The sequence below is a fragment of the Nocardia sp. NPDC004654 genome (genome assembly GCF_040609595.1).
Classification (GTDB): Bacteria; Actinomycetota; Actinomycetes; order Mycobacteriales; family Mycobacteriaceae; genus Nocardia.
Genome location: NZ_JBEXKI010000010.1, coordinates 1 through 22,167 on the forward strand (window position 1 = coordinate 1; position 22,167 = coordinate 22,167).

At 68.3% G+C, this 22,167-nt stretch carries 17 protein-coding genes and 2 pseudogenes; 11 read left to right on the forward strand and 8 right to left on the reverse strand.

Annotated features, from left to right (window positions below; genetic code table 11):
• Together ABZV58_RS29555 and ABZV58_RS29560 are read left to right on the forward strand one after the other, a co-directional pair.
• Positions 1-205 (forward strand): annotated as a pseudogene (locus tag ABZV58_RS29555) (hypothetical protein); the annotation flags it as partial.
• 110 nt (positions 206-315) lie between these two features.
• Positions 316-1,755 (forward strand): amino acid permease, encoded by a 1,440-nt coding sequence (locus ABZV58_RS29560; RefSeq protein ID WP_355003468.1) that lies wholly within the window; start codon positions 316-318, stop codon positions 1,753-1,755.
• Between the two features lie 50 nt (positions 1,756-1,805).
• Here the strand turns inward: ABZV58_RS29560 and ABZV58_RS29565 are convergent, their stop codons facing one another.
• Positions 1,806-3,422, reverse strand: coding sequence for an FAD-dependent monooxygenase (locus ABZV58_RS29565; RefSeq protein ID WP_355003469.1), 1,617 nt, complete (start codon positions 3,420-3,422; stop codon positions 1,806-1,808).
• Positions 3,423-3,535: 113 nt separating this feature from the next.
• Positions 3,536-4,093, reverse strand: coding sequence for a TetR family transcriptional regulator (locus tag ABZV58_RS29570; RefSeq protein ID WP_355003470.1), 558 nt, complete (start codon positions 4,091-4,093; stop codon positions 3,536-3,538).
• 87 nt (positions 4,094-4,180) lie between these two features.
• On the opposite strand from ABZV58_RS29570, the gene ABZV58_RS29575 reads away from it, so the two are divergent.
• Positions 4,181-4,651 carry a DUF4334 domain-containing protein gene (locus ABZV58_RS29575; protein WP_355003471.1) on the forward strand — a complete coding sequence of 157 codons (471 nt, stop codon included), beginning with the start codon at positions 4,181-4,183 and terminating at the stop codon, positions 4,649-4,651.
• A complete protein-coding gene (locus ABZV58_RS29580; RefSeq protein WP_355003719.1) occupies positions 4,648-5,736 on the forward strand; it encodes an NAD(P)-dependent alcohol dehydrogenase in 1,089 nt (362 codons plus the stop codon). The genes ABZV58_RS29575 and ABZV58_RS29580 overlap by 4 nt, the downstream gene beginning before the upstream one ends.
• 87 nt (positions 5,737-5,823) lie before the next feature.
• Here the strand turns inward: ABZV58_RS29580 and ABZV58_RS29585 are convergent, their stop codons facing one another.
• Both ABZV58_RS29585 and ABZV58_RS29590 read right to left on the reverse strand, forming a co-directional pair.
• A complete protein-coding gene (locus tag ABZV58_RS29585) occupies positions 5,824-6,558 on the reverse strand; it encodes a TylF/MycF/NovP-related O-methyltransferase (RefSeq protein ID WP_355003472.1) in 735 nt (244 codons plus the stop codon).
• Positions 6,559-6,652: 94 nt separating this feature from the next.
• On the reverse strand, positions 6,653-7,552 hold the full coding sequence (locus ABZV58_RS29590; RefSeq protein WP_355003473.1) for a 4-hydroxy-tetrahydrodipicolinate synthase: 900 nt from the start codon (positions 7,550-7,552) through the stop codon (positions 6,653-6,655).
• A gap of 70 nt (positions 7,553-7,622) precedes the next feature.
• Here ABZV58_RS29590 and ABZV58_RS29595 point away from each other — a divergent pair, with 70 nt between their 5' ends.
• Positions 7,623-8,495 carry a LysR substrate-binding domain-containing protein gene (locus ABZV58_RS29595; RefSeq protein ID WP_355003474.1) on the forward strand — a complete coding sequence of 291 codons (873 nt, stop codon included), beginning with the start codon at positions 7,623-7,625 and terminating at the stop codon, positions 8,493-8,495.
• A gap of 6 nt (positions 8,496-8,501) precedes the next feature.
• On the opposite strand, the gene ABZV58_RS29600 is transcribed toward ABZV58_RS29595, so the two are convergent.
• Complete coding sequence (locus ABZV58_RS29600; protein WP_355003475.1) at positions 8,502-8,978, reverse strand: nitroreductase family deazaflavin-dependent oxidoreductase; 477 nt, start codon at positions 8,976-8,978, stop codon at positions 8,502-8,504.
• Positions 8,979-9,280: 302 nt separating this feature from the next.
• On the opposite strand from ABZV58_RS29600, the pseudogene ABZV58_RS29605 reads away from it, so the two are divergent.
• The 3 genes and pseudogenes from ABZV58_RS29605 to ABZV58_RS29615 all read left to right on the forward strand — a co-directional run.
• Positions 9,281-11,440 (forward strand): annotated as a pseudogene (locus ABZV58_RS29605) (MMPL family transporter); the annotation flags it as partial.
• Between the two features lie 174 nt (positions 11,441-11,614).
• The gene (locus ABZV58_RS29610) at positions 11,615-12,415 is read left to right on the forward strand and encodes a class I SAM-dependent methyltransferase (RefSeq protein WP_355003476.1); all 801 of its coding nucleotides are present in this window, start codon (positions 11,615-11,617) and stop codon (positions 12,413-12,415) included.
• A gap of 404 nt (positions 12,416-12,819) precedes the next feature.
• Positions 12,820-14,145, forward strand: a complete 1,326-nt coding sequence (locus ABZV58_RS29615) for a family 1 glycosylhydrolase (RefSeq protein WP_355003477.1) — start codon at positions 12,820-12,822, stop codon at positions 14,143-14,145.
• A gap of 50 nt (positions 14,146-14,195) precedes the next feature.
• Here the strand turns inward: ABZV58_RS29615 and ABZV58_RS29620 are convergent, their stop codons facing one another.
• Complete coding sequence (locus ABZV58_RS29620; RefSeq protein WP_355003720.1) at positions 14,196-15,425, reverse strand: helix-turn-helix domain-containing protein; 1,230 nt, start codon at positions 15,423-15,425, stop codon at positions 14,196-14,198.
• A gap of 215 nt (positions 15,426-15,640) precedes the next feature.
• Entirely contained in the window at positions 15,641-17,260 is a 1,620-nt protein-coding gene (locus ABZV58_RS29625; protein ID WP_355003478.1) for an amidohydrolase, read from the reverse strand.
• 209 nt (positions 17,261-17,469) lie between these two features.
• On the opposite strand from ABZV58_RS29625, the gene ABZV58_RS29630 reads away from it, so the two are divergent.
• Entirely contained in the window at positions 17,470-18,690 is a 1,221-nt protein-coding gene (locus tag ABZV58_RS29630) for a cytochrome P450 (RefSeq protein ID WP_355003479.1), read from the forward strand.
• Positions 18,687-19,244 (forward strand): TetR family transcriptional regulator, encoded by a 558-nt coding sequence (locus tag ABZV58_RS29635; RefSeq protein ID WP_355003480.1) that lies wholly within the window; start codon positions 18,687-18,689, stop codon positions 19,242-19,244. Before ABZV58_RS29630 ends, ABZV58_RS29635 begins: the two co-directional genes overlap by 4 nt.
• A gap of 32 nt (positions 19,245-19,276) precedes the next feature.
• On the opposite strand, the gene ctaD is transcribed toward ABZV58_RS29635, so the two are convergent.
• Complete coding sequence (gene ctaD, locus ABZV58_RS29640; protein WP_355003481.1) at positions 19,277-21,031, reverse strand: cytochrome c oxidase subunit I; 1,755 nt, start codon at positions 21,029-21,031, stop codon at positions 19,277-19,279.
• A gap of 406 nt (positions 21,032-21,437) precedes the next feature.
• On the opposite strand from ctaD, the gene ABZV58_RS29645 reads away from it, so the two are divergent.
• The gene (locus ABZV58_RS29645; protein WP_355003721.1) at positions 21,438-22,160 is read left to right on the forward strand and encodes a TetR/AcrR family transcriptional regulator; all 723 of its coding nucleotides are present in this window, start codon (positions 21,438-21,440) and stop codon (positions 22,158-22,160) included.
• Positions 22,161-22,167: the final 7 nt, after the last annotated feature.

A 22,167-nucleotide genomic window follows, 5' to 3' on the forward strand; every position in this document is an offset into this window, starting at 1 on the left:
GGAGGAGGCCGCCGCGGTCCTCACCCGGCACGCGCCGATCGCCGCGGCGATGTCCGCGTTCACGCGTGCGTTCCAGCAGGAGAGCCGGAGCACCCGGTATCCGGACGAGGAGATCCGCCGCCTGCTGGACGGCCAAGCCATGGGTGCGGAACGACAACGGAAAAGGTCATCCGGCCGGTTTCGCGATTCGATCGCGCGAGAATAAGGTTTCACCCGTATCCCGAGCGCGAAATCACCAGCGAAATTCGGACGACGATTCGGCCCGTCGGTCTCGAGGTCGGCGGGGCTCCTTCCGAGAGAAGTGAGGTGACCGAGGTGGCGGACAGTTCAGTGGAGCTGGGGGGCTATCGGCAGGAGCTGAAACGGACGCTGGGCTCGTTTCAGGTGTTCGCGATCTCGTTCGCGTTCATCTCGGTGGCGGTCGGCATCTTCGCGACCTACGACGACGTGCTCCAGAACGCGGGACCGGTCGGGATCTGGTTGTGGATCGCGGCCGCGGTGGGGCAGGCGCTGGTGGCCTTGGTGGTGGCGCAATTCGCCGCGCGTATCCCGCTCAGCGGTTCGTCGTATCAGTGGGCCTCGCGGTTGGCCAACCCGAAGATCGGGTGGGGGTTCGGTTGGCTGACCTTCTGCTATCTGGCGGTGGCCGTGGTGGCGGTGGACAACGCGCTGGCCAGCGAAGCGTTCATGCCGCTGCTGGGCATGCGGCCGGACGAGGGCACCGCGCGCCTGATCACGCTGGCGGTGCTGCTCCTTCAGGCGGTGCTGGCCATCGCTTCGACGCGCATCGTGAGCATGATCAACGCGTCCGCGGTGGGCTTGGAGCTGGTGCTGGTCGTGGTGGTGGCGATCGCGCTCGTCGTGGCCGTGGCGGTCACTGGCAACGGCACGACCGACAACCTGACCTCGCGCGGTGTCACCGAGAACGCCTCCGATTATTTCGCCGTAGGCGGTGGCCTGATGATCGCGATGATCATGGGGTTGGGCACGCTCGTCGGTTTCGACGCCGCGGCGAACCTGGCCGAGGAGGCCAAGGATCCTTATCGCAGCGTCCCGCGCGCGATCGTGGGGTCGGTCGTGGCGGCCGGGGTGCTGGGGCTGCTGTTCGTGATCGCGCTCACCGTCGCGATCGACGACATCCCGAAGGTCAGCGCGAGCGGTTCGCCGGTCGCGGCGATCATGCGCGACCAGCTCGGTCCGGTGATGGAACGCATCCTGCTCGTCGCCATCACCTTCTCGTTCTTCGGCGCCGGGATGGTGGTGATGGCCGCCTGCTCGCGGCTCGTTTTCGCGATGTCGCGCGACGCACGCTTTCCCGCTCACCGGCTGATGCGACGGGTCGACCCGCGCACGCGCACACCGGTCCCGGCGACGATCCTGATCTTCTGCCTGGGTGTCGTCTTGATGGTCGCGCTGCCCGGCGACGCGCTGCTGGAGCTGATCACCGCGTCGACGATCCTGCCCGCCCTCATCTACGGCTCGACGATCGTTCTCTACCTGACGGTGCGCAAACGATTGGACCGCAGGAAGGGCGCGTTCGACCTCGGGCGCTTCGAACTTCCCGTCGCGATCGCCGCGCTGCTGTGGTCGGCCGTCGCGCTGTTCGTGCTGGTGACGCCCGAAGACGCGGTGGTCCCGGTGCTGATCGTGGCCGGTCTACTTCTCGCGGGTGGGGCGTTCTTCCTCGCCCTGCTGATATTCGACCGCGAGGCGCTCGAGACCGAGCCCGGCGAGGTGAACGTCTTCGAGCACTGACCGATTGGGCCGATCACGCGACCTCGCGGCGCCCAGGTTTCGCTGGCGGTTCAGCGGAAGATCTGCGCGAAGTGTTTCGTCAGGTCTTCCGGGGTGGGCTCGTGTTCGGCGAAGCCGAGGTAGCCGTCAGGCCGGATGACGTAGGCGGCCAACCCTTTTGCGCCGTAGGCGCGGGCGAAGGCGCCGTCGCGGTCGCGGATGATCGGCAGCACCGAGGTGTCGGGGTCGGCGGCGGGGGCGGTGATCAAATAGAGGTCGACTTTTCCGTGGGTGGCGCGGCGCGCGGCGTCGGTGAGGGCGCACACGGTGGCGGACGACTCGGTGCCCGCCGCTTCGTCGAGGTAGAGCAGCACGGTGTGGTCGGTGCGGCCGAGCAGGGAGAACAGCCGGATCGGGTAGGCGACGGCGTCTCGGGTCAGACCGGCCGCGTCGGGGGCGCGGCGTCCGGGCCGCGGGCCGGGCTGGTCGTCGGGTGCGTGGCTGATCAGCGGGCTTTCGGAGTAGTCGATCAGCAGTTGGGCTTCCCTGCGGATGACGTAGTCCGGGTCGGTCTCCCCCGCGCCGATGCCTGCGCGCGCGCTGCGCACGGTGCGGCCGACGACTTCCTGCCCGACCGGTCTGCGCTCGGCGTCGTAGCTGGCGAGGAGATCGCCCGCGCCGATGCCGCCGAGGGTCAGGGCGAGTTTCCAGGCGAGATTGTGCGCGTCCTGGATGCCGGTGTTCATGCCCTGCGCACCCGTGGGCGGATGAATGTGCGCGGCATCCCCGGCGACGAAAACTCTTCCGCGCGAATAGGAATCGACGATGCGATGACTGATGCGGAACACCGACGACCAGCGCAGGCTTGACGCGGTGACCGGTTCGGGCGCCAGCCGGTCCAGCACCGCTTGGATGTGGTGCAGCTCGGGCGCATGAGCTCCTTCGAAGCCGTGCTCGACCGCCTCGCCGGTGCTCGGCGCCGTCGCGAGTTCCTCCGGCACCAGCATCGATACCCGGTACCGGCGCTTGCCGGGCAGCGGGATGCACACCAGTAGATCGTCGGTGACGCCGTCGGTCCGGTGCATCGATCGGATGCCGTACCCGCGCGGCATCGACCAGTCCAGTTCGACATCGCCGAGCATGTACTGCTCGGCGAACGCCGCGCCTTCGAAGCCGAGCCCCAACTCCTTGCGCACGAGGCTGTGCGCGCCGTCGCAACCGATCAGATACTGCGCCTGCACCCGGCGCTCACCCTTCTCGTCGGTGAGCACCACGTGCACGCCGGAGTCGTCCTGCTCGAGATGGGTGAGCGAGGTGCCGCACTCGACGCGCGTGCCGGTGGTCGCCAGACGTTTGCGCAGAATCCGTTCGGTCTCGTATTGCGGCAGCCCGACGAACCGGTACGGGACGTCGGCGGGCAGCGTCAACGCCACGCGCTCGACCGCGGCGCCGTTGACGTAGACGATCTGGCCGCGCAGCTGGATCGACGAGTCGAGCACCTGGCGCAGCACACCCATGCCCTCGAATACCTCGAGCGTGCGTGGCTGAATACCGACCGCTTTGGCGTAGCGCGGCGGTTCGACGGCCGCGTCGATGATCCGGCACCGCACCCCGCGCCGAGCCAATTCGATGGCCGCGGTCAGTCCGACCGGACCGGCACCGACGACGAGCACTTCCGTGTCGACCATGTGACATCACCTCGCAGTGGATGTTCACGGAGCGATCCGGCGAGTCTACGCCCGCTCGCCTGCGCCCATTCGCGCTTCCTGGCAAACACCCAGCATTCGCAGCGGCCCGGGCGTCACGGGGCGGCCAGACGCCGCGCGGCCGAAACCACCGCGGCGCGGCGTTCGGCGATGCTGTGCGGTTCCGCGACCCGCGCGGCGTGCACGGCGGCGGTGCGAACCAGATCGGTGAGCATGACGACGAGCGTGACGGGCTGGAAGTCGGTGGTGATCAGACCCTCGCGCTGTCCGCGTTCGATTTCGCCGATCTTGGTGGCGATCACCCGGCGCACCGCGTCCTCGGCCTCGGGAATGCGGGTGTGTTCGATCTCGGCCCAGGTTTGCAGGCGGGCGTTCTCCGGGTGTCGCAGGTAGTGATCGAACAGGCGGCCCGCGTATCCCGGCAGGTCCGCCGCGTCGAGCGCGGTCTCGTCGGTGGTCTGGCCCGCCCATTGTTCGGTGACCGCCACGTAGAGCTCGTCCTTGCTCGCGAAGTACGCGTAGAGCCGGTCCTTGCTGGCGCGCGCGGCGGTCGCGATGCGGTTGATCCGCGCACCGGCGACCCCGTAGCGGGCGAATTCCTCCTTGGCCGCGGCGAGGATTCGGTCCCTGGTGGCGTGGCCTGCTGCGCGCATGCCCGGAATCCTATATTGCCGAACCATTTGGTTCGGGATATGGTTCGCGAACCAGATGGTTCTGCAACTTCGGAAAGGCGACCGACGATGAGCACTGCGTCCTGGCGGGATCTGGCCGCACGAGAATCCGGGGTCTCGACCCAAGCACTGGACGAGCTGTGGGCGGGTCTGCCGACCGTACGGGCCGAACAGATCCTCGGCGAATGGCGCGGCGCCGCGTTCCAGACCGGCCATCCGCTGTGCCGCCCGCTGCCCGCGAGCCGCTGGTACGGCAAGCGATTTCGCTCGCTGACCCACGCCGAGCCGCTGATCTGCCGCGCCGAGGACGGCTCGCTGTACTCGAACAAGGAACTCGGCGCGGGCGAGGCGTCGCTGTGGAACGTCGAGTTCCGCGGCGAGGTGACCGCGACGATGGTCTACGACGGCAAGCCGGTGTTCGATCATTTCAAGCCGCTCGACGACTCGACGCTGCTCGGCATCATGAACGGCCGCCCGGACCTCGTGCTCGCCGACGGCGCGCACTTCTACTTCCTGCTCGAACGGGTCACCGCGTGCTGACCACCTCCGCGGTCCTGTCCCGCGATCCGTCCGCGCCGTTCTCCGTGGAAGCCGTGCAGATCGACGCGCCGCGCGCCGGGGAGATCCTGGTCCGGGTGCGGGCGGTCGGCATCTGCCATACCGACCTCGTCACCCGCGCCGCGGGCAGACCGGACCGGCCGCTGTTGCTCGGGCACGAGGGCGCCGGTGTGGTCGAGGCGGTCGGCGCCGAGGTCACCACTGTGCGGCCGGGCGACCACGTCGTGCTGACCTTCCGGCATTGCGGACGTTGCGCCAACTGCCGCGGCGGCCGACCCGCCTACTGCCATCGTTCGATCACGTTGAACCAGTTCGGCTCTCGCGAGGACCGCGCACCGCGCGTCACCGCGGCCGGGACGCCGGTGCGGGACGGATTCTTCGGGCAGTCCAGCTTCGCGGGCTACGCGCTGACCACCCCGGACAACACCGTCGTCATCGATCCCGCGACCGATCCGGTCGTCGCCGCGCCGCTCGGGTGCGGATTCCAGACCGGCGCGGGCGCGGTGCTCAACGCCCTGCGACCCGCATCCGACGCCCAGTTCGTCGTCTACGGCGCGGGCGCGGTCGGGATGGCGGGACTGCTCGCCGCACGCGCGGCCGGTGTGGAGCGCATCGTCGTCGTCGAGCCGAACCCCGCCCGCCGCGCACTGGCACTCGACCTCGGCGCCACCGCCGCACTGGATCCGACGACCGACGACACCGCCACCGCCGTCCGCGAAACCACCGGTGGCGGTGCGACTCACGCCCTGGACACCACCGGACATCCCGGCGTCCTCACCGAAGCGGTATCGGCACTGACGACCGGCGGCACGGTGGTGGCGGTCGGACTCGGCACGGGCGTTCCCGACATCGACGTGCGCGATATCGTCCTGGGCGGCAAGACGATCCGCGGTTGCCTCGAGGGTGACGCCGACCCGCACACCTTCATCCCACACCTGCTCGAACTCCATGCCGCGGGCCGTTTCCCGATCGATCGGCTCGTGGTCGACTACCCGCACACCCGGATCGACACCGCACTCGAGCACCAACGCGACGGCCACACCGTCAAACCCGTCCTCACCTGGTAATCCGCTACGGCAGAATCATTGGGGTGGAACGGATCTCCTTCGAGCTCGCGGAACGGCTGCGCGCCGCGATGGCGACACCGATCTGACTCAGCGCACGGTTTCGTTCGACGCGGCCGCCGCGGAGACGGTCGGCGGGATCGCGTGCCGGTAGACGCCCAGCGTCCAGGTCGGGTCCGCGGAGACCACGCTGACCGCCAGCGGTGTGCCGAAGACGTCCTCGCACGCTTTCATGACACCCGGCGCTTTGGGTTGCGCGACGGCGCGATCGGGCGGTGACGCGGGATCGGCGTAGTCGTCGATGACCAGAATCGCGCCCGGCGCCAGCCGCGGCAGACACGCACGCAGACACAGCAGCGTCGACTCGTAGCGATCGCCGTCCAAGTAGGCGAAGGAGATCCGGGCGGGCAACTGTTCGGGCACGGTGTGGGCGAACCAGCCCGCGTGCACGTGCGGGCGGCGCAGGCCGAACCGCTCGTGCAGGTTCACCACCTCGCCGACCGAGGCCGCGAACTCGCCCTCGGCCAGATAGGCGCTGTCGTGGCGACCCGGCGCCGGCAGCCCGCGAAACGAGTCGTAGGCGTGCACCGGCGGATCCGCGCCTACGGAGTCCAGCACCGCCCGCAGCCACGCGGTCATTCCGCCTCGGTAACAACCGAATTCGACAACGGCGCCCGGAATGCCCGCGCGCACCACGCGGGCGAGCTCACGCTCCACGATCGTCATCCGCCCCCGATCGACGGTCCGGGGCTGGGTCCGCAACAAGTACTCCTGTAACGCGCCGCGACGATCGTGCACAACGCCCTCCGCTCGTGCGGTTGCCACACCGGACTACGCCAGAATAGCAATCGGCTATCTCCAGCGACGGGGAACGCCTAGGCCTCCCGCACACCAGTGGCACCGCCCGACGCTGACCTGGCTACCGGGCGACCACCGGCACCGCGCCCAGCGCCCCCAGCGCCCGATCCACCGAATCCGCCGCGGCGGGCAACAGCGGCAACCGCACCGCCGGGCTCGGAATGCGTCCCAGCGCGTGCAGCACGCCCTTGATCACCGTCGGATTCGGCTCGGCGAACGCCGTCACCGCCACCCCGGCCAGCTCCGCCCCGATCGCCCGCGCCGACGCGAGGTCCGCAGTGCGCCAAGCGTTTTCGAGGGCGACGAAACGCGCTGGCGCCAGCTGCGCGGTCGCCACGATGCCGCCCGCCGCGCCCAGCGCGAGCAGCGGCGAGAGGAACGCGTCGTCCCCGGCGAGCACCGCGAAATCCGCGGGCGGATCGGCGAGCAACTCGACCGCGTCGGTGTCCACACCGCCGACCGCGTACTTCACACCGATGACGCCGTCCAAGGCCGCGATCTCCCGCAGTGTGCTCGCACTCAACGAACGACCGGTCCGATAGGGAATGTGGTAAACGATCAGCGGCACCGGCGAACTCGCCGCGAGGTGAGCGTAGTGCGCGACGACCCCGGCCTCGGAAGGCCGCGTGTAGTACGGCACCGGCACCAACGCCGCGGTCACCTGCGGCCACGCCGCCAGCTCCACCAGCCCGGCGAGGCTGGCGCGGGTGTCGTTGCCGCCCGCCCCGACGATCAACGGCGCACCCGTCGCCGCGCACACCCTGGCGCACACCTCGATCACACCGCGCCGTTCCATGGCGTCCAGCGTCGCCGCCTCGGCGGTCGTGCCCAACGCCACCAGTCCCGCCGCGCCCGCGTCGAGCACGCCGCGCGCCAGCGATTCCAGCGCGTCCCACGCGACGGCGCCGTCGTCGGTGAACGGCGTGACCAGCGGTACGAAAATTCCTTGGAATCGGCGCATACCGCCAGCGTGCCGCACCAAGAGATTAAGAACCAGTTCGCATTTGTGCTGCCGAACGTAAGCTGAACTGATGCTCGACGTGCGCAGGCTGCGGCTGCTGCGGGAACTCGCCCGGCGCGGCACCATCGCCGCCGTCGCCGAGGCGCTCGCGTTCACCCCCTCCGCGGTCTCCCAGCAACTCACCGCGCTGGAACGCGAAGCGGGCGTCGCCCTGCTGGAACGCACCGGACGCCGCGTCACGCTCACCCCAGCCGGACACACCCTCGTCGCACACGCCGACGCGGTGCTCGCCCGGCTCGAAGAGGCCGAGGCCGACCTCGCCGACGCCAGAGCCGGACTGACCGGACCGCTGCGCATCGGCGCCTTTCCCAGCGCCACCCAGGCCTTCATCCCCGACACCCTCACCAGGCTCGCCACCGCCCACCCCGGCCTGGAACCCCGTGTCACCGAACTCGATCCGGCCCGCGTCGCCGCCGCGCTGCGCGCCGGGGAACTCGACGTCGCCCTCGTCCACGACTACGACCTGGTCCCGTTCCCGCCCGAACCCGGCGTGCACACCGAACCGCTCTACCGCGAAGCCATGTTCCTCGCCGCCGACACCGCGACCCCCGGCGCCACCCTCGACACCTGGCGCGACGCACCCTGGATCGTGGCCACCGGGGGCACCCGCTGCCACACCATGACCCTCCGCGCCTGCCAAGCCGCGGGATTCACCCCGCGCGTCCACCACCAAGTCGACGACTTCAGCACCGTGCTGGCCTTCGTCGCCGCCGGACACGGCGTCGCCCTCGTCCCCGAACTCAGCGCCACCGAACCCCCACCCGGTGTGCACCTCGTCCGGCTTCCGATCGCCCGCACCACGACCATCGCGTGCCGCGCGGGCGCGGGCCGGCATCCCGCCGTCTCCGCCTTCTCCACGGCCGTGCGATCCGCCCTCGGCTGATCGCGCTCACTCCCGGCGCAGTTCGAAGATCCGGAACTCGCGGCCGCCGGAGAGCTCGTACTCCATCTCGTAGCCGGGCCAGAACTCCACGGCCAGATCCCAGACGCGCTTGCGCTCGACGCCGGTGATCTCGGTGACCCGCACCGGGAAACGCTGGCCCCGATGCCCGACCGTCGCGACACTGGCCGCACGCAGGTTCGCCGACCACACCGGATGCTTCGCACTGCCCCAGTTCGACCCGATCACCAGGAAGTCCGCGCCGCGCGGCACATACAGCAGCGACGTGGTGCGCGGCACCCCGGTCTTGCGTCCGGCCACCGTGACTTCGATCGACGGCAGGCCCACCAGATCGAGCACGCCGAACCGCCCGCGAGTCACCCACCGGATGAACCGCTCCAGCGGCAGCACCAGCGGCGCCGTGCGCATCACCCACCGCTGCTGCGCGAGGCGCCTGGCGAGAGTCGGCAACGGATTGGAGACCATAACCGCATGGTGCCACGTCGCGGCGGCCGCGTCCGCCCGCGAACGCCGAAGCGGTCCAATTCACACCGCACGCGCCTCCTTCGACACCAGAACTCCGGCATCGCCGCACAGATGTGCGAACCGCTGACCCATGAATTCAATAGTTAAACGTCGACATTTCAACAACGTCTGTATTTTTGATGCCAGAAACCCCGGCGAACCCCACGGAAAGGACACGGCCCCTTGGTCTTCCGCACAGCAGGATCGGCACACCGACCGAAACCGGCCACCCACGCCCGCCCCTGCCCCCGCGGAGACCGCTGATGTTCGCGCGATGGGGGGAACTCGTCCACCGATACCGATTCGGCGTACTCGGCATCGTCATCGCCGGACTGCTCGCACTCGCGGGCTACGGCATCGGCATCGAAAACCACCTCAGCTCCAGCGGATTGGAAGACCCCACCGCCGAATCCGCCCGAGCGAGCCGCCTCGCCGACGAAGCATGGGGCCGCGACCACGAATCCGACGTCGTCCTGCTCATCACCGCCCCCAACGGCAAAACCGTCGACGACCCCGACCTCAGCCGCACCGTCGTCGACCACCTCGACAACCTCACCCGCGACCACCCCGACGAGATCACCGGCATCAACGGCGCCTACTGGGCCACCGAAACCGGTAAGGCCAGCGGCCCCCTCTTCGCCGGAGACGACCGCCGCCACGCCTTCGTCCTCATCGCCATCCGCGGCGACGACGACACCGAAATGGTGCGCAACTACCGAAAGGTCAAGAACGACTTCCCCATTCCCGGTGTCGACGTCCAAGTCGCCGGGCTCCAACCCATCGCGGGCACCCTCACCGACACCCTCACCGACGACGTGCACCGCATGGAGGTCGTCGCATTACCGGTCGTCGCCGTCCTGCTGTTCTTCGTCTTCGGCGGACTCGTCGCCGCCGCACTACCGCTGGCCATCGGCGCGCTCACCGTCACCGGCGCCAACGGCATCATGCGGATATTCACCAACTTCACCGAGGTCAACTCCTTCGTCACCGGCGTCGTCTCGATGATCGGCGTCGGCCTCGCCATCGACTACGGCCTGTTCATCGTCAGCCGCTTCCGCGAAGAACTCGCCGCGGGCCACGACACCCGCACCGCCGTCCGGCGCACCGTCAGCACGGCGGGCCGCACCGTCGTCTTCTCCGCGACCATGATCGTCGCCAGCCTCGGCGGACTACTGATCTTCCCGCAAGGATTCCTCAAATCCCTCGCCTACGGCGCGATCGCCACCGTCCTGCTCGCCGCGCTCGCCGCGATCACCATCCTGCCCGCCGCTCTCGGCATCCTCGGACCGCGCGTGGACAGCCTCGGCCTCAGCCGATTCCGCCGAACCAAGACCGCCACCGAGATCGAGAACGGATTCTGGGGCCGCACCACCGACTGGGTGATGCGCAAGCCGCTGCGCGTCGCCGTCCTGCTCGTCCTCGGACTCTGCCTGCTCATCATCCCGATGCAGAACCTCGCCTTCGGCGGCATGAGCGAGACCTACCTGCCACCGGACAACTCCACCCGCCTCGCCCAGCAGCACTTCGACGAACTGTTCCCCAAACGCCAGCCCGACCCGCTCCAGCTCATCGTCGTCTCCGACGACCGCGCCGCCATCGGCGCGCTCTACCGCCAGGTCAACCAAGCACCCGGGCTCGCAAGCGAATTCAGCGTGCCCGCCTCCGCACCAGGCCGCACCGACCTCTATCGCATGCGCGCCACCCTCGCCGATTCCGACAACGCGGGCCCGACGATCGACTACCTCCGCGCACTCGACGTGCCCGACGGACTCACCCTCCTCGTCGGCGGCCAGCCCGCCATCCAAGAGGACAGCATCGACACCCTGCTCGAACGCATGCCGTACATGATCGCCGCGGTCGTGCTCGTCACCACGCTGCTGATGTTCCTGACCTTCGGCTCACTCGTCCTGCCGATCAAGGCCGCGCTGATGAGCGCACTCGGCCTCGGCTCCACGCTCGGCATCCTCACCTGGATCTTCATCGACGGCCACGGCGCTGAGCTGCTCAACTTCACCCCGCAGCCGATCATGTCCCCGGTGCTGGTGCTCATCATCGCCATCGTCTACGGACTGTCCACCGACTACGAGGTTTTCCTGCTGTCGCGCATGGTCGAAGCGAAGGCCAAGGGCGCCGACACCACCCAGGCGATCCGCGTCGGCACCGCGCACACCGGCGCGATCATCACCGCCGCCGCACTCATCTTGCTAGTGGTGACCGGCGCGTTCGCGTTCTCCGACCTCGTGATGATGCAGTACATCGCCTACGGCATGATCGCCGCCCTGTTCATCGACGCCACGATCCTGCGCATGCTGCTGGTCCCCGCGGTCATGAAACTGCTCGGCGACAGGTGCTGGTGGGCGCCCGCCTGGATGCAGCGGATCCAGCGCAAGATCGGCCTCGGCGAGTCCGTCCTGGACGACGAATCACGAGGCCGCGCCGCGCCCGAGGCCACTCCGGACTCGGCAACGGTGTCCGCGCGGAGCTGATCGGCGGCCGAGTCACCCGGGAAAACGCGGGGTCGCCACCTTCACCCGGAGTACGCTCACCGCCAGAAGGGAGCGTCACCACCCGCCGACCGGACCGAAGGACGTGCACCGATGAGCAGCCGTCTCGACGCCGAGTACGCCGATCCCACACCGCTACGGGTGCGGATCGACACCCACGAGCGCTACTCGGAGATACCCCACGACCCGGGCGGCGAAGTCCTCGCCGCACTCGCCCTCTCCGGCGCGGAATACCTCGCCGACGTCGGCTGTGGTGACGCCCGGTTCCTCGCTCGGCTCGTCGCGTACGGCCATCGCGGCCCGCTGCTCGGCATCGACACCTCCCCCGCCATGGTCGCCGCCGCCCAGGCCGTTCCCGGCGTGCGCGGCGTCCGCGCCGACGCCCGCCATATCCCGTTCGACGACAACAGCTTCGACGTCCTCACCGCACGCCACATGCTCTACCACGTCCCGGACCCGGCGGCCGCGCTACACGAATTTCGGCGCGCCACGAAACCAGGCGGCACCGTCGCGGTCGTCGTCAACCATCGCGAAACCTGCCCGTACATCGGCGAACTCGTCGACGCGCACGCCGCGAGCTACGGCATCGAGCCCGGCGCCGCGCCGCCGCGCACCGTGGATTCGGAGAGCTTGCCCCGGCTCATGTCCGACGTCTTCGGGACCGTGCACGTCCAGCGCTGCGACAACGCGCTCGTCTTCGACAACCCCGCGCCGCTGATTCGCTTCGCGGAAGCCATCTTCGGTTGCCGCGGCATCGAACGCGATCACCCCGATCGCGACGCGATACTGGCCGATCTGAGCGCCGACGTCGAAGACTGGTTCGGCCATCACCCCGGGCGCACCTGGCGCGATCCCAAGGGGTACGTCGTCGCCACCGCACTCGTCGCGGAGTGATCGCCCGCCCCTTGCGGTAAGAGCTTGGTGGGCGGGCACTTTCGGTTTCTTCTCGGTGTACGTGAGTCGTGGCTTCATTTTGTGAAGGTGAGGTTACATAGCTAGATGCGCATATCTACGTATCAGCATGTTGATAACCGAGACCATTCAGTCGCTTCACCCGTCCGACCAGCGGGACCTTGCGCAGTCCGAGATCGCCGATACCGGCCTCGCCTACCCCGGCGCTCGTCTCGCTCGAGCCGCTTCTCCCCTACCCCACCGGGAAGCCCTGCCGCACTCCGCGATCCTCCCCCGATACGGACGGGCGACCAGTTACAGTGTTCGCCGTGGTCTCACCCGACCCGGTGCTCTACCCGGCACCGGAGGTCCACGAGCGCCGACCACCCATTCGGAACAGGAGTTCGATGCGATCCCCCAGTCGCCGCCACGTCCTGGCCGCCCTCGCGGCCACTACCGCCGCGCTGGTCGTCGGCGGTAACGCGCCCGCGTACGCCCGCCCAGCTCCGCCAGCGCAGGTGCAGCCCTTCGGCAGCGACTTCCTGTGGGGCGTCGCCGCGTCCGGATACCAGTCGGAAGGCGATGCGCCGGACAGTAATTGGTCGCGGTACGTCGCGGCGGGCAAGACCCAGGACCCGTACGAGAACGCCATCGACTTCCACAGCCGCTACCGCTCGGACATCGAGCTGGCCGCCCAGCTCGGCGTGCGGGTGTATCGCATCGGCATCGAATGGGCGCGGCTCCAGCCGCGGCCCGGCGAGTGGGACGAAGCCGGATTCCGCTTCTACGACAACGTGATCGCGGCGATTCGCGACGCGGGTATGCGACCGATGCTGACCATCGACCACTGGGTCTACCCCGGCTGGGAGGTCGACCGCGGCGGCTGGCGCAACCCGGCGATCGTCGAGGACTGGCTGGCCAACGCCAGGCGGGTGGTCGACCGATACGCGGAGGCGGACCCGCTCTGGGTGACCTTCAACGAGCCGATGATGTACGTGCTCAACGAGCTTCGGCACGGCGGCATCGGCCCCGCCGACGTGCCCGCCATGCACGACCGAATCGCCAGGGCGCACAACGCGATCTACGACCACATCCACGCGGTGCAGCCGGGCGCCATGGTGACGAGCAACGTCGCCTACATCCCCGCCGCCGAGGACGCGGTGAACAAGCCGCTCATCGACAAGATCGCCGCCAAGCTGGACTACGTCGGCATCGACTACTACTACGGCCTCTCCCCCGACAACCTCACGGGGATGACGAACTTCACCGAGCTGTGGAAGAACCCGTTGCAGCCCGAGGGCATCTACTATGCGCTGCAACACTATTCGCGCGCGTTTCCCGGCAAGCCGCTCTACATCGTGGAGAACGGCATGCCCACCGAGAACGGCATGCCGCGCTGGGACGCCTACAGCCGCGCCGACAACCTGCGTGACACCGTCTACTGGCTACAGCGCGCCAAGGCCGACGGCATCGATCTGATCGGCTACAACTACTGGAGCCTGACCGACAACTACGAATGGGGCTCCTACACACCCCGTTTCGGCCTCTACACGGTCGACGTGCTGACCGATCCGACGCTGACGAGGCGCCCCACCGACGCCGTCGCCGCCTACCGCACCATCACCAGCCACGGCGGCGTACCGGCCGACTACCTGCCGACGCGGCTGCCGAAAGAATGCTCGTTCGTGGACGCGCTCGCCAGCTGCGCCGATCCCGTGACCGTGCCTCGCTGACCCGCCCGCCGGGCGTGCGGCACGTGGGCTCGCGCGCCGCACGCCCGACGTCAGGGGCGTCGTCCGCGCGGGGGCGCCGCGATGTCGTGCACCACGGCTTCCTGTTCGCCGCCACCGGTTTCCGGCTCGCCGAAGCCGACGGGCGGGGGCACGTCTCCGGTGCGGTGTGCCCGGGCGACCAAGGCCGAGCGCAGATACCACAGGCCCGAGGCCTGGGTGGGGTCGAAGGCGATGAGCTGGCCGATTCGTTTGAGGCGGTAGTCGACGGTGTTGGTGTGCACGTGCAGCAGCCGCGCGGTGCGCTGCCGGTTCAGGTTCGTGCTGATGTGCACCTGAAGGGTTTCCAGCAGTTCGGGGTAGTCGTCCAGCGGATCGAGCAGCGAGCCGAGGAAGTCGCGCGCCGGGCCCGGCCGGGTGAGCTGGTATTCCAGCGCCAGATCGTTGAAGCGATACAGACCCGACACGCTGTGCATCCGGTGCACCATGTCGAGCAGCTCGTGCGCCTGATCGGCGGCCTGGGGTATGCGTTCCGGGGTGGCCTCGACGGCGCTGGCGCGCACGGGAACCTGAGCGGCCCTGGACAATTGGGCGACCAGCTCGTCGAGTTCCGGGTCGTCGAGGGTGGAGGTCGGGATGAGAATGGTGCCGCCGTCCACGCTCAACAGCGAGAGCGCGCTGTCGCCGCACCGGGTGGCCAGCTCCGCCTGCAACCTGCGTAGCTTGCGGCGGGCGACCACCTTGCTGTCCAGCGTCGGGTTCCGTTCGTCGCGGTGCGGCGGCACCGCGAGCGCGAGCACGTGGTAGGAATCGGCGATTTGGATGCCGCATTCGCGGGCCATGGTCGAGGTGCTGTTGCCGCCGAGCAGTGCCGAGGTCAGCGTGTGCACGGCCGTGTGATGCTCGCTCACCACGGCGCGCAGTTCCTTCACGTACGCCACCGAGACCGTCGCGATGATGGTGTCGAGGATGTCCATGAAGCGGCGGGCCACGTTCACCAGGCTCTCGTGATCCTGCGTGGTGGCATTGGCCAGGATCAGATCGAAGCCGAGTTTGAAGCCCTCGTGGATGGCGTGCTGGATGGTGTCGATCGGAATGCCCTCGCGCGCCCAGCCCGCGGCCGCGGCGCCGACTCGCTCGATGTCCTCGCCGACCTCGTTGCCATCCAGCATCCGCACGGCCAGTTCCAGACACACCCGGGTCACCGCGGTCACGTCGCCACTGAGCGCCTCGCCGGGTAGCGTGCCGCAGGGCACCACGTTCTTCACGAAGTGCCCGACCATGCGCTGGGAGAGGGTCCTGGTGTCCTTGAGATGGGTCGAGACCGGACGGCCCGAGACGATGAGATCAGGATCGGCCATGTTGGGAGCGGTCACGAATGGTTCCTTCCGGCCGGAATTGCACAGCGATCAAACGTAACGGGATTCGCGTGCGCGGTGGGCCGGGTCGATCGCGGATTGTGAATACTTCCAATGTGTTTGTGACTTGTCACAAATGCTCAGGCTTGGTAGGTCGGCTCCCCCGCCAGGTACGTGGCGCGCACCTCGATGTCGGCTAGTTCCTCCGGGGGTACCCGCCGGGGATCCTGATCCAAAACGACCAGATCCGCGTACTTGCCGGGGGTGAGGGAACCGGTGATGTCGTCGGCGAACAGCTGATACGCCGCGTCGATGGTCTGGGCGCGCAGCGCCTGGTCGACGGTGATCCTTTCCGCCGGTGCGAGTACGCGTCCGCTGCGCGAGGTTCGCGTCACCGCCGCCGCCATGTTGCGCAGCGGTTCCTCCTCGGTGACCGGGCAGTCGTTGTGGAACGACACGCGCATGCCCGCGTCGAGTGCCGATCGGGTGCGCACCCAGTTCGCGCCGCGCTCGGGGCCGAACAGGTCGTCGACGAGCACGTCACCCCAGTAGTAGACGTGATCGACGAACAAACTGCACGTGATGCCGAGTCGCGCGGCATGCCGGAATTGCTCGGGCGTCATCGCGCCGCAGTGCTCCAAGCGCAGCCGGTGATCCCGGCGCGGATACCGGGCCAGCGCGTTCTCGTAGACGTCGAGGATCGTGTCGACGCCCTGATCGCCGTGCACGTGACAGGCGATCTGCCAGCCCATCGGGTAGTACGCGCCGACGATCTGGTGCAGTTGGTCCGCGGTGTAGTTGGCGTGGCCGCGGTGGTCGTGCCCGAGTCCGAGTGCGGCCGTGGCGGGGGTGTTCAGATACGGGAACGAGGTGTCGATGTTGCCGACCCACGGTGATCCGTCGACCCAGATCTTGATGCCGATCTGGCGGAACAGGTCGTCGCCGTTCTCCAGCGGGCAGTAGGACTCCCCGCCCGGATCGGCCATCTCGTAGACCCGCATCCGCACCTTGGCTCGCTGCTGCTGATAGAGCGCGCTGGTCAGCGGACGCATCTGCTGGGCGAAGGCCATATCGCTGCACAACGTGACACCGCGGCTCGCGAGGTCGGCGTGTTCGCGGGCCAGCAGTTCCGGGCCCGCGAGTTGCTCGGCGAGCATGGGTCCGATGAGCGAGAGCACGGCGGGGGCTTCGTAGACCTTGCCGGTGAGCCTGCCGTAGTCGTCCCTGTCGTAGTGCCCGCCTGCCGGATCCGGCAGGTCATCGGAAAGACCGGCGAACCGCATGGCCGCCCCGTTCGCCCACGCGAGGTGTCCGGAGTTCTGCCAGATCACGATCGGCCGGTCGGGTCCGAGTTCGTCCAGCCACGCCCTGGTCGGCTCCGGAAAACCGGTCTGCAACAGCACATCCAAGCCGTAGAAGATCAACGGACGGCCCGCGGGAGCCGTGGCGACCGCGCGCAGAATCTCGGCGTGCGCGTCCTCGGCGCTCGGACAGGTGGTGACCGGGCGAATGTCGATCACGATGTCGGAGTACAGCATCTGATCCTGGGTCGGATGGGTGTGCGCCTCCACGAAGCCCGGCATCAGGCAGCGATCGCCCAGGTCGATCATCTCGGTGCCGGGTCCGCGCATGGCCAGCACGTCGTCTCCGCCGACCGCGGCGATACGCCCGTCGGACACCGCGACCGCGCGCGCACCCTCGCGCTCGGGATCCATCGCGAGGATCGTGCCGCCGGTGAAGATCAGATCGGCTGTGCTCATCGAAACCTCCGTGGAACGGGTCGGGCCAGCGGACGGGCCGCTTTGCCACTCGATTGCGAAGAGCGTGCGATTTACGACGATAACAGTTGGTACAGGTGGTTTGTGTTGACAAATGGATGTTGCCGATCCCCCTTCGCGGCGGTGAGGAGCCCGAGAATCGAGTTGAACGCGTTCTAGACAAAGAACATAATTTGTCTTACCGTCGAGATATGCAAGCGGGTTTGTCACACAACGGCGTGTTCCAATTAAGGTCCGGCGACACTTGGCGCGATCCGTGGCCGATGTACGCCGAGCTGCGCGATCACGATCCGGTCCACCACGTGATTCCGGCGGACCGCCCCGACGAGGACTACTACGTGCTGTCTCGTTTCACCGACGTCTACGACGCGGTGCGCGACGCCGAGACCTTCTCCTCGGCCTCGGGCATCACGGTCGACTACCACGATCTGGAGAAGATCGGCCTCGGCGAGAACAAGCCGTTCGTGTTCACCGACGCCCCCGACCACACGATCTTCCGTCGCCGGGTGGCCAAGGGCTTCACTCCCCGACAGGTCGAGGAGATCCGTCCCGCCGTAAGGGAATTCGTCGTCGAGCGCATCGAGCGGCTGCGCGAAGCCGGTGGCGGCGACATCTCCGTCGAGCTGTTCAAGCCGCTGCCCACCATGGTGGTCGCGCACTATCTGGGCGTGCCCGCCGCGGATCGGCCGAAATTCGACGAATGGACCGACAGCATCGTCGCCGCCTCGGCCACCGGCAACGTCTACTCGGCGCAGGCCGCCGTCGGCGAACTCACGCAGTACTTCACCGCGATGATCGAACGCCGCCGCCTCGAACCGGCCGACGACACCATCACCCACCTGGTGGCCTCCGGCCTCGGCGAACCCGACGACATCCCCGGCATCCTGCAGATCATCGGCTTCGCCTTCACCATGATCACCGGCGGCAACGACACCACCACCGGAAATCTCGGCGGCGCGGTCCAATTGCTGACCACCTACCCCGACCAGCGCAAGCGGCTCGTCGACGATCCGAGCCTGATCCCGGATTCGGTCACCGAGTTCCTGCGGCTGACCTCGCCGGTGCAGAACATGGCCCGCACCGTGACCAGGGACGTGGAGATCGAGGGCGTCACCATTCCGGCGGGCAGGCGGGCGCTGATGCTCTACGCCTCGGCCAACCGCGACGAACGCGAATTCGGCCCGGACGCCGCGGAATTGGACGTCACCCGCAGGCCGAAAACCATCCTCACCTTCGGCCACGGCAACCACCACTGTCTCGGCGCGGCGGCCGCCCGCATGCAGGCCACCATCGCGTTGCAAGAGTTGCTCGCCCGCTGTCCGGACTTCACCGTCGACATGGATGGCGTCCGCTACGCGGAGGGCAACTACGTGCGCTGGCCGGTGCACGTCCCGTTCGTGGCGAGCGCATGAATACCGACTGGCTGGCCGAGCAGCGCACCGAACTGGCCGCGCAACGGATCCTGGACGCGGCCGCGCGCCTGTTCGCCGAACGGGGTGTGGCCGAGACCCAGATGGCGGATATCGCCAAGGCGGCGGGATGTTCGCGCGCGACGGTCTACCGCTACTTCGAGAACCGGCACGCGGTGCGGCTCGCCTTCGTGCACCGGGAGGCGCGACGCGTCGGTGCGGCGGTGGTCGCGGAGGTCGACGGGATCGCCGATCCGGGCGAGCGGATCGTGACCGCCATGCTCACCGCGGTGCGCGCGGTCCGCGCGGAGCCGCTGCTGATCGCCTGGTTCCGGCCCGCCGACGCGGGTCTCGCCGTGGAGATCGGTCAGTCCTCGCAAGTGATCGAGGCGCTCGCGGCCGCCTTCCTGCCGGATTCGATCGGCGGCGACCGGGCGCGGCTGGCGCGGTGGCTGACCCGGCTGATCGTCTCGCTGCTCACCGTCCCCGGCGTCGACGACGCGGACGAACGCGCCATGCTGGAGAATTTCGTCGCGCCGCTGTTCGCCTCCGCCTGACCGCTCGGCGACGGTCGCGGGCATTGAAGTCGCTATGCCTTCTTTTCGGGCGCGCCCGCGACCGGTTCCATGACGGCTTCACCGTGCCGCGGCGCACCCCAGCCCACGTGCGCCTCGGCGCGCATGCGATCGATCATGTGCGGGTAGTGCAGCTCGAACGCGGGACGCTCGGAACGGATGCGCGGCAGCTCGTAGAAGTTGTGCCGCGGCGGCGGGCAGGTGGTCGCCCACTCCAGCGAATTGCCGTAGCCCCAGGGATCGTCCACCGTGACGGGTTCGCCGTACCGTGCGCTCTTGAAGACGTTCCAGACGAACGGCAGCACCGAGGCGCCCAGGATGAACGAGCCGATGGTGGAAACCGTGTTCAGGCCGGTGAATCCGTCCGAGGGCAGGTAGTCGGCGTAACGACGCGGGAAGCCCTCGTTACCGAGCCAGTGCTGCACCAGGAAGGTCATGTGGAAGCCGACGAACGTGGTCCAGAAGTGCCACTTGCCGAGCCGTTCGTCGAGCATCCGGCCGGTCATCTTGGGGAACCAGAAGTAGATGCCCGCGTACGTCGCGAAGGCGATGGTGCCGAAGAGCACGTAGTGGAAATGCGCGACAACGAAGTACGAGTCGGACACGTGGAAGTCCAGCGGCGGGCTGGCCAGGATCACGCCGGACAGGCCGCCGAACAGGAACGTGACGATGAAGCCGATCGAGAACAGCATCGGCGTCTCGAAGGTCAGCTGACCGCGCCACATGGTGCCGATCCAGTTGAAGAACTTCACGCCGGTGGGCACCGCGATGAGGAAGGTCATGAACGAGAAGAACGGCAGCAGCACCGCGCCGGTGGCGAACATGTGATGCGCCCACACCGCGACGGACAGCGCGGCGATGCCGAGCGTCGCGTAGACCAGCGTGGTGTAGCCGAAGATCGGCTTGCGGCTGAAGACCGGGAAGATCTCCGAGACGATGCCGAAGAACGGCAGCGCGATGATGTACACCTCGGGATGGCCGAAGAACCAGAACAGATGCTGGTAGAGGATCACCCCGCCGGTGGCCGGGTCGTAGATGTGCCCGCCGAGGTGGCGGTCGTAGGCGATCGCGAACAGCGCGGCGGTGAGGATCGGGAAGGCGAGCAGGATCAGCACACTGGTGACGACGATGTTCCAGGTGAAGATCGGCATCCGGAACATGGTCATGCCGGGCGCGCGCAGGCAGACCACGGTGGTGATCATGTTGACCGCGCCGAGGATGGTGCCCAGACCCGAGACCGCCAGACCGAGGATCCACATGTCACCGCCGACTCCCGGCGAGTGCATCATGTCGCTGAGCGGTTGGTAGGCGGTCCAGCCGAAGTCGGCGGCACCGCCCGGAGTCACGAAACCCGCGGTCGCCATGGTCGCACCGAACAGGTACAGCCAGTAGCTGAAGGCATTGAGGCGCGGGAAGGCCACGTCGGGTGCGCCGATCTGCAGCGGCAGGATCAGGTTGGCGAACGCGAACACCACGGCGGTCGCGTAGAACAGCAGCATGATCGTGCCGTGCATGGTGAACAGCTGATTGAACTGCTCGGTGGACAGGAACTGCATGCCGGGCCTGGCCAGTTCGCCGCGCATGAGCAGCGCCATCAGGCCGCCGATCATGAAGAACGACATGGAGGTGACCAAGTACATCTGGCCGAGCACCTTCGGGTCGGTCGTGGTGACCAACTTCAAGACGAACGACCCCTTCGGCCCCACCCGTCCCGGGTACGGCCGGACGGCCTCGAGTTCCGACTCCGGCCTGGGAGCTACGGCAGTCACCACATCCTCCTCGCGCGTCAGATTCCGGTCCGTAGCTCGTGTCTCCGCTGCGGATCCCCACGATCGAACGACGGCGAGCATACGCCGGGCAATTACGCAAGAGTGCAGTTTCGGGCACCTTGTTGCCGTGTCGTTGCGTACTGTCCGACCTGCGTAAATGTGAACCGCATACTTTTGCCTCGTGGCCGGATTCCGCGTCGGCTTCCGGTGACACACCGCGCCGACCGCGATTCTCCAGAGAACCGCGAAGGACTCGGTTAGGGTCGGCACGTCATGACCGCCGGGCTCGGTGCCCTCGCGACACCACCCTGCGGGTCCGGCGGTCATGGCCATCCCCACCCCCACCGCGTCGAGATCCGCAATGCCACCCGCGCTCTCACCGGTGCTCTAAACTCGAGCCGTGTCGATGTCCTCGTCACCCGCCCCGCAGCCGACCGGTGGCAGGCAGGCGCGCTGGCAGCCGCACAACACTCGGCGGCGCGAACGCATCGTGACGGCCCTGATCGAGTTGATCGAGGAGACGCCGATGGGCGTCGAGGTCTCCATGCAGCGGATCACCGAGCGCTCCGGATTGTCGAAATCGGTGGTGTACCGCCAGTTCTCGGGGCGCGAGGACCTCGACCGGCGCACCAGGACCGCGATCGGTGATCAATTCACCGACGACATCGACGCCGCGCTCGACATCTCCGCCGGTTCCATCCACGTCATCCTGCGCCGCACCATCGCCGCGGTCGTGGACTGGATCGACCAGCACGCGCGTCTCTACGACTTCCTGCGCCGCGGTCCCGCGCTCGGCGACCCCGACGACGTGGACGGTGTGAGCAGCCTGAAGGATCGGATCGCGGCACGCACCCGCCAGCTGGTCTCCGGCCTGGCCGGGGTGGTCGGCGTGGTGGACGAGGCGGCCGCGGACACAATGACCTTCGCCATCGTGTCCATGACGGAGGCCACCGTGACGCGCTGGGCGCGCGCTCCGGAACGCTCGATGAGCCGCGACGAACTCGTCACCGAGCTGGCCGGTTACGCGTGGAGCGTGCTGGACGGAGTCGCGCGGGCGCACCGCCTCGCGCTCGACCCCGACGAACCGCTGCTCGCCGCGCTCGCCCGGTTGGCGAGCGTCGAGTCCTGACGGGCCG

Excerpts from the sequence above, each read along its gene's own strand:
- ABZV58_RS29565 (WP_355003469.1), bottom strand. The coding sequence starts at position 3,422 with ATGGTCGACACGGAAGTGCTCGTCGTCGGTGCCGGTCCGGTCGGACTG.
- ABZV58_RS29570 (WP_355003470.1), bottom strand. The coding sequence starts at position 4,093 with ATGCGCGCAGCAGGCCACGCCACCAGGGACCGAATCCTCGCCGCGGCC.
- ABZV58_RS29575 (WP_355003471.1), top strand. The coding sequence starts at position 4,181 with ATGAGCACTGCGTCCTGGCGGGATCTGGCCGCACGAGAATCCGGGGTC.
- ABZV58_RS29590 (WP_355003473.1), bottom strand. The coding sequence starts at position 7,552 with ATGCGCCGATTCCAAGGAATTTTCGTACCGCTGGTCACGCCGTTCACC.
- ABZV58_RS29595 (WP_355003474.1), top strand. The coding sequence starts at position 7,623 with ATGCTCGACGTGCGCAGGCTGCGGCTGCTGCGGGAACTCGCCCGGCGC.
- ABZV58_RS29600 (WP_355003475.1), bottom strand. The coding sequence starts at position 8,978 with ATGGTCTCCAATCCGTTGCCGACTCTCGCCAGGCGCCTCGCGCAGCAG.
- ABZV58_RS29610 (WP_355003476.1), top strand. The coding sequence starts at position 11,615 with ATGAGCAGCCGTCTCGACGCCGAGTACGCCGATCCCACACCGCTACGG.
- ABZV58_RS29615 (WP_355003477.1), top strand. The coding sequence starts at position 12,820 with ATGCGATCCCCCAGTCGCCGCCACGTCCTGGCCGCCCTCGCGGCCACT.
- ABZV58_RS29620 (WP_355003720.1), bottom strand. The coding sequence starts at position 15,425 with ATGGTCGGGCACTTCGTGAAGAACGTGGTGCCCTGCGGCACGCTACCC.
- ABZV58_RS29625 (WP_355003478.1), bottom strand. The coding sequence starts at position 17,260 with ATGAGCACAGCCGATCTGATCTTCACCGGCGGCACGATCCTCGCGATG.
- ABZV58_RS29630 (WP_355003479.1), top strand. The coding sequence starts at position 17,470 with ATGCAAGCGGGTTTGTCACACAACGGCGTGTTCCAATTAAGGTCCGGC.
- ABZV58_RS29635 (WP_355003480.1), top strand. The coding sequence starts at position 18,687 with ATGAATACCGACTGGCTGGCCGAGCAGCGCACCGAACTGGCCGCGCAA.
- ABZV58_RS29645 (WP_355003721.1), top strand. The coding sequence starts at position 21,438 with ATGTCCTCGTCACCCGCCCCGCAGCCGACCGGTGGCAGGCAGGCGCGC.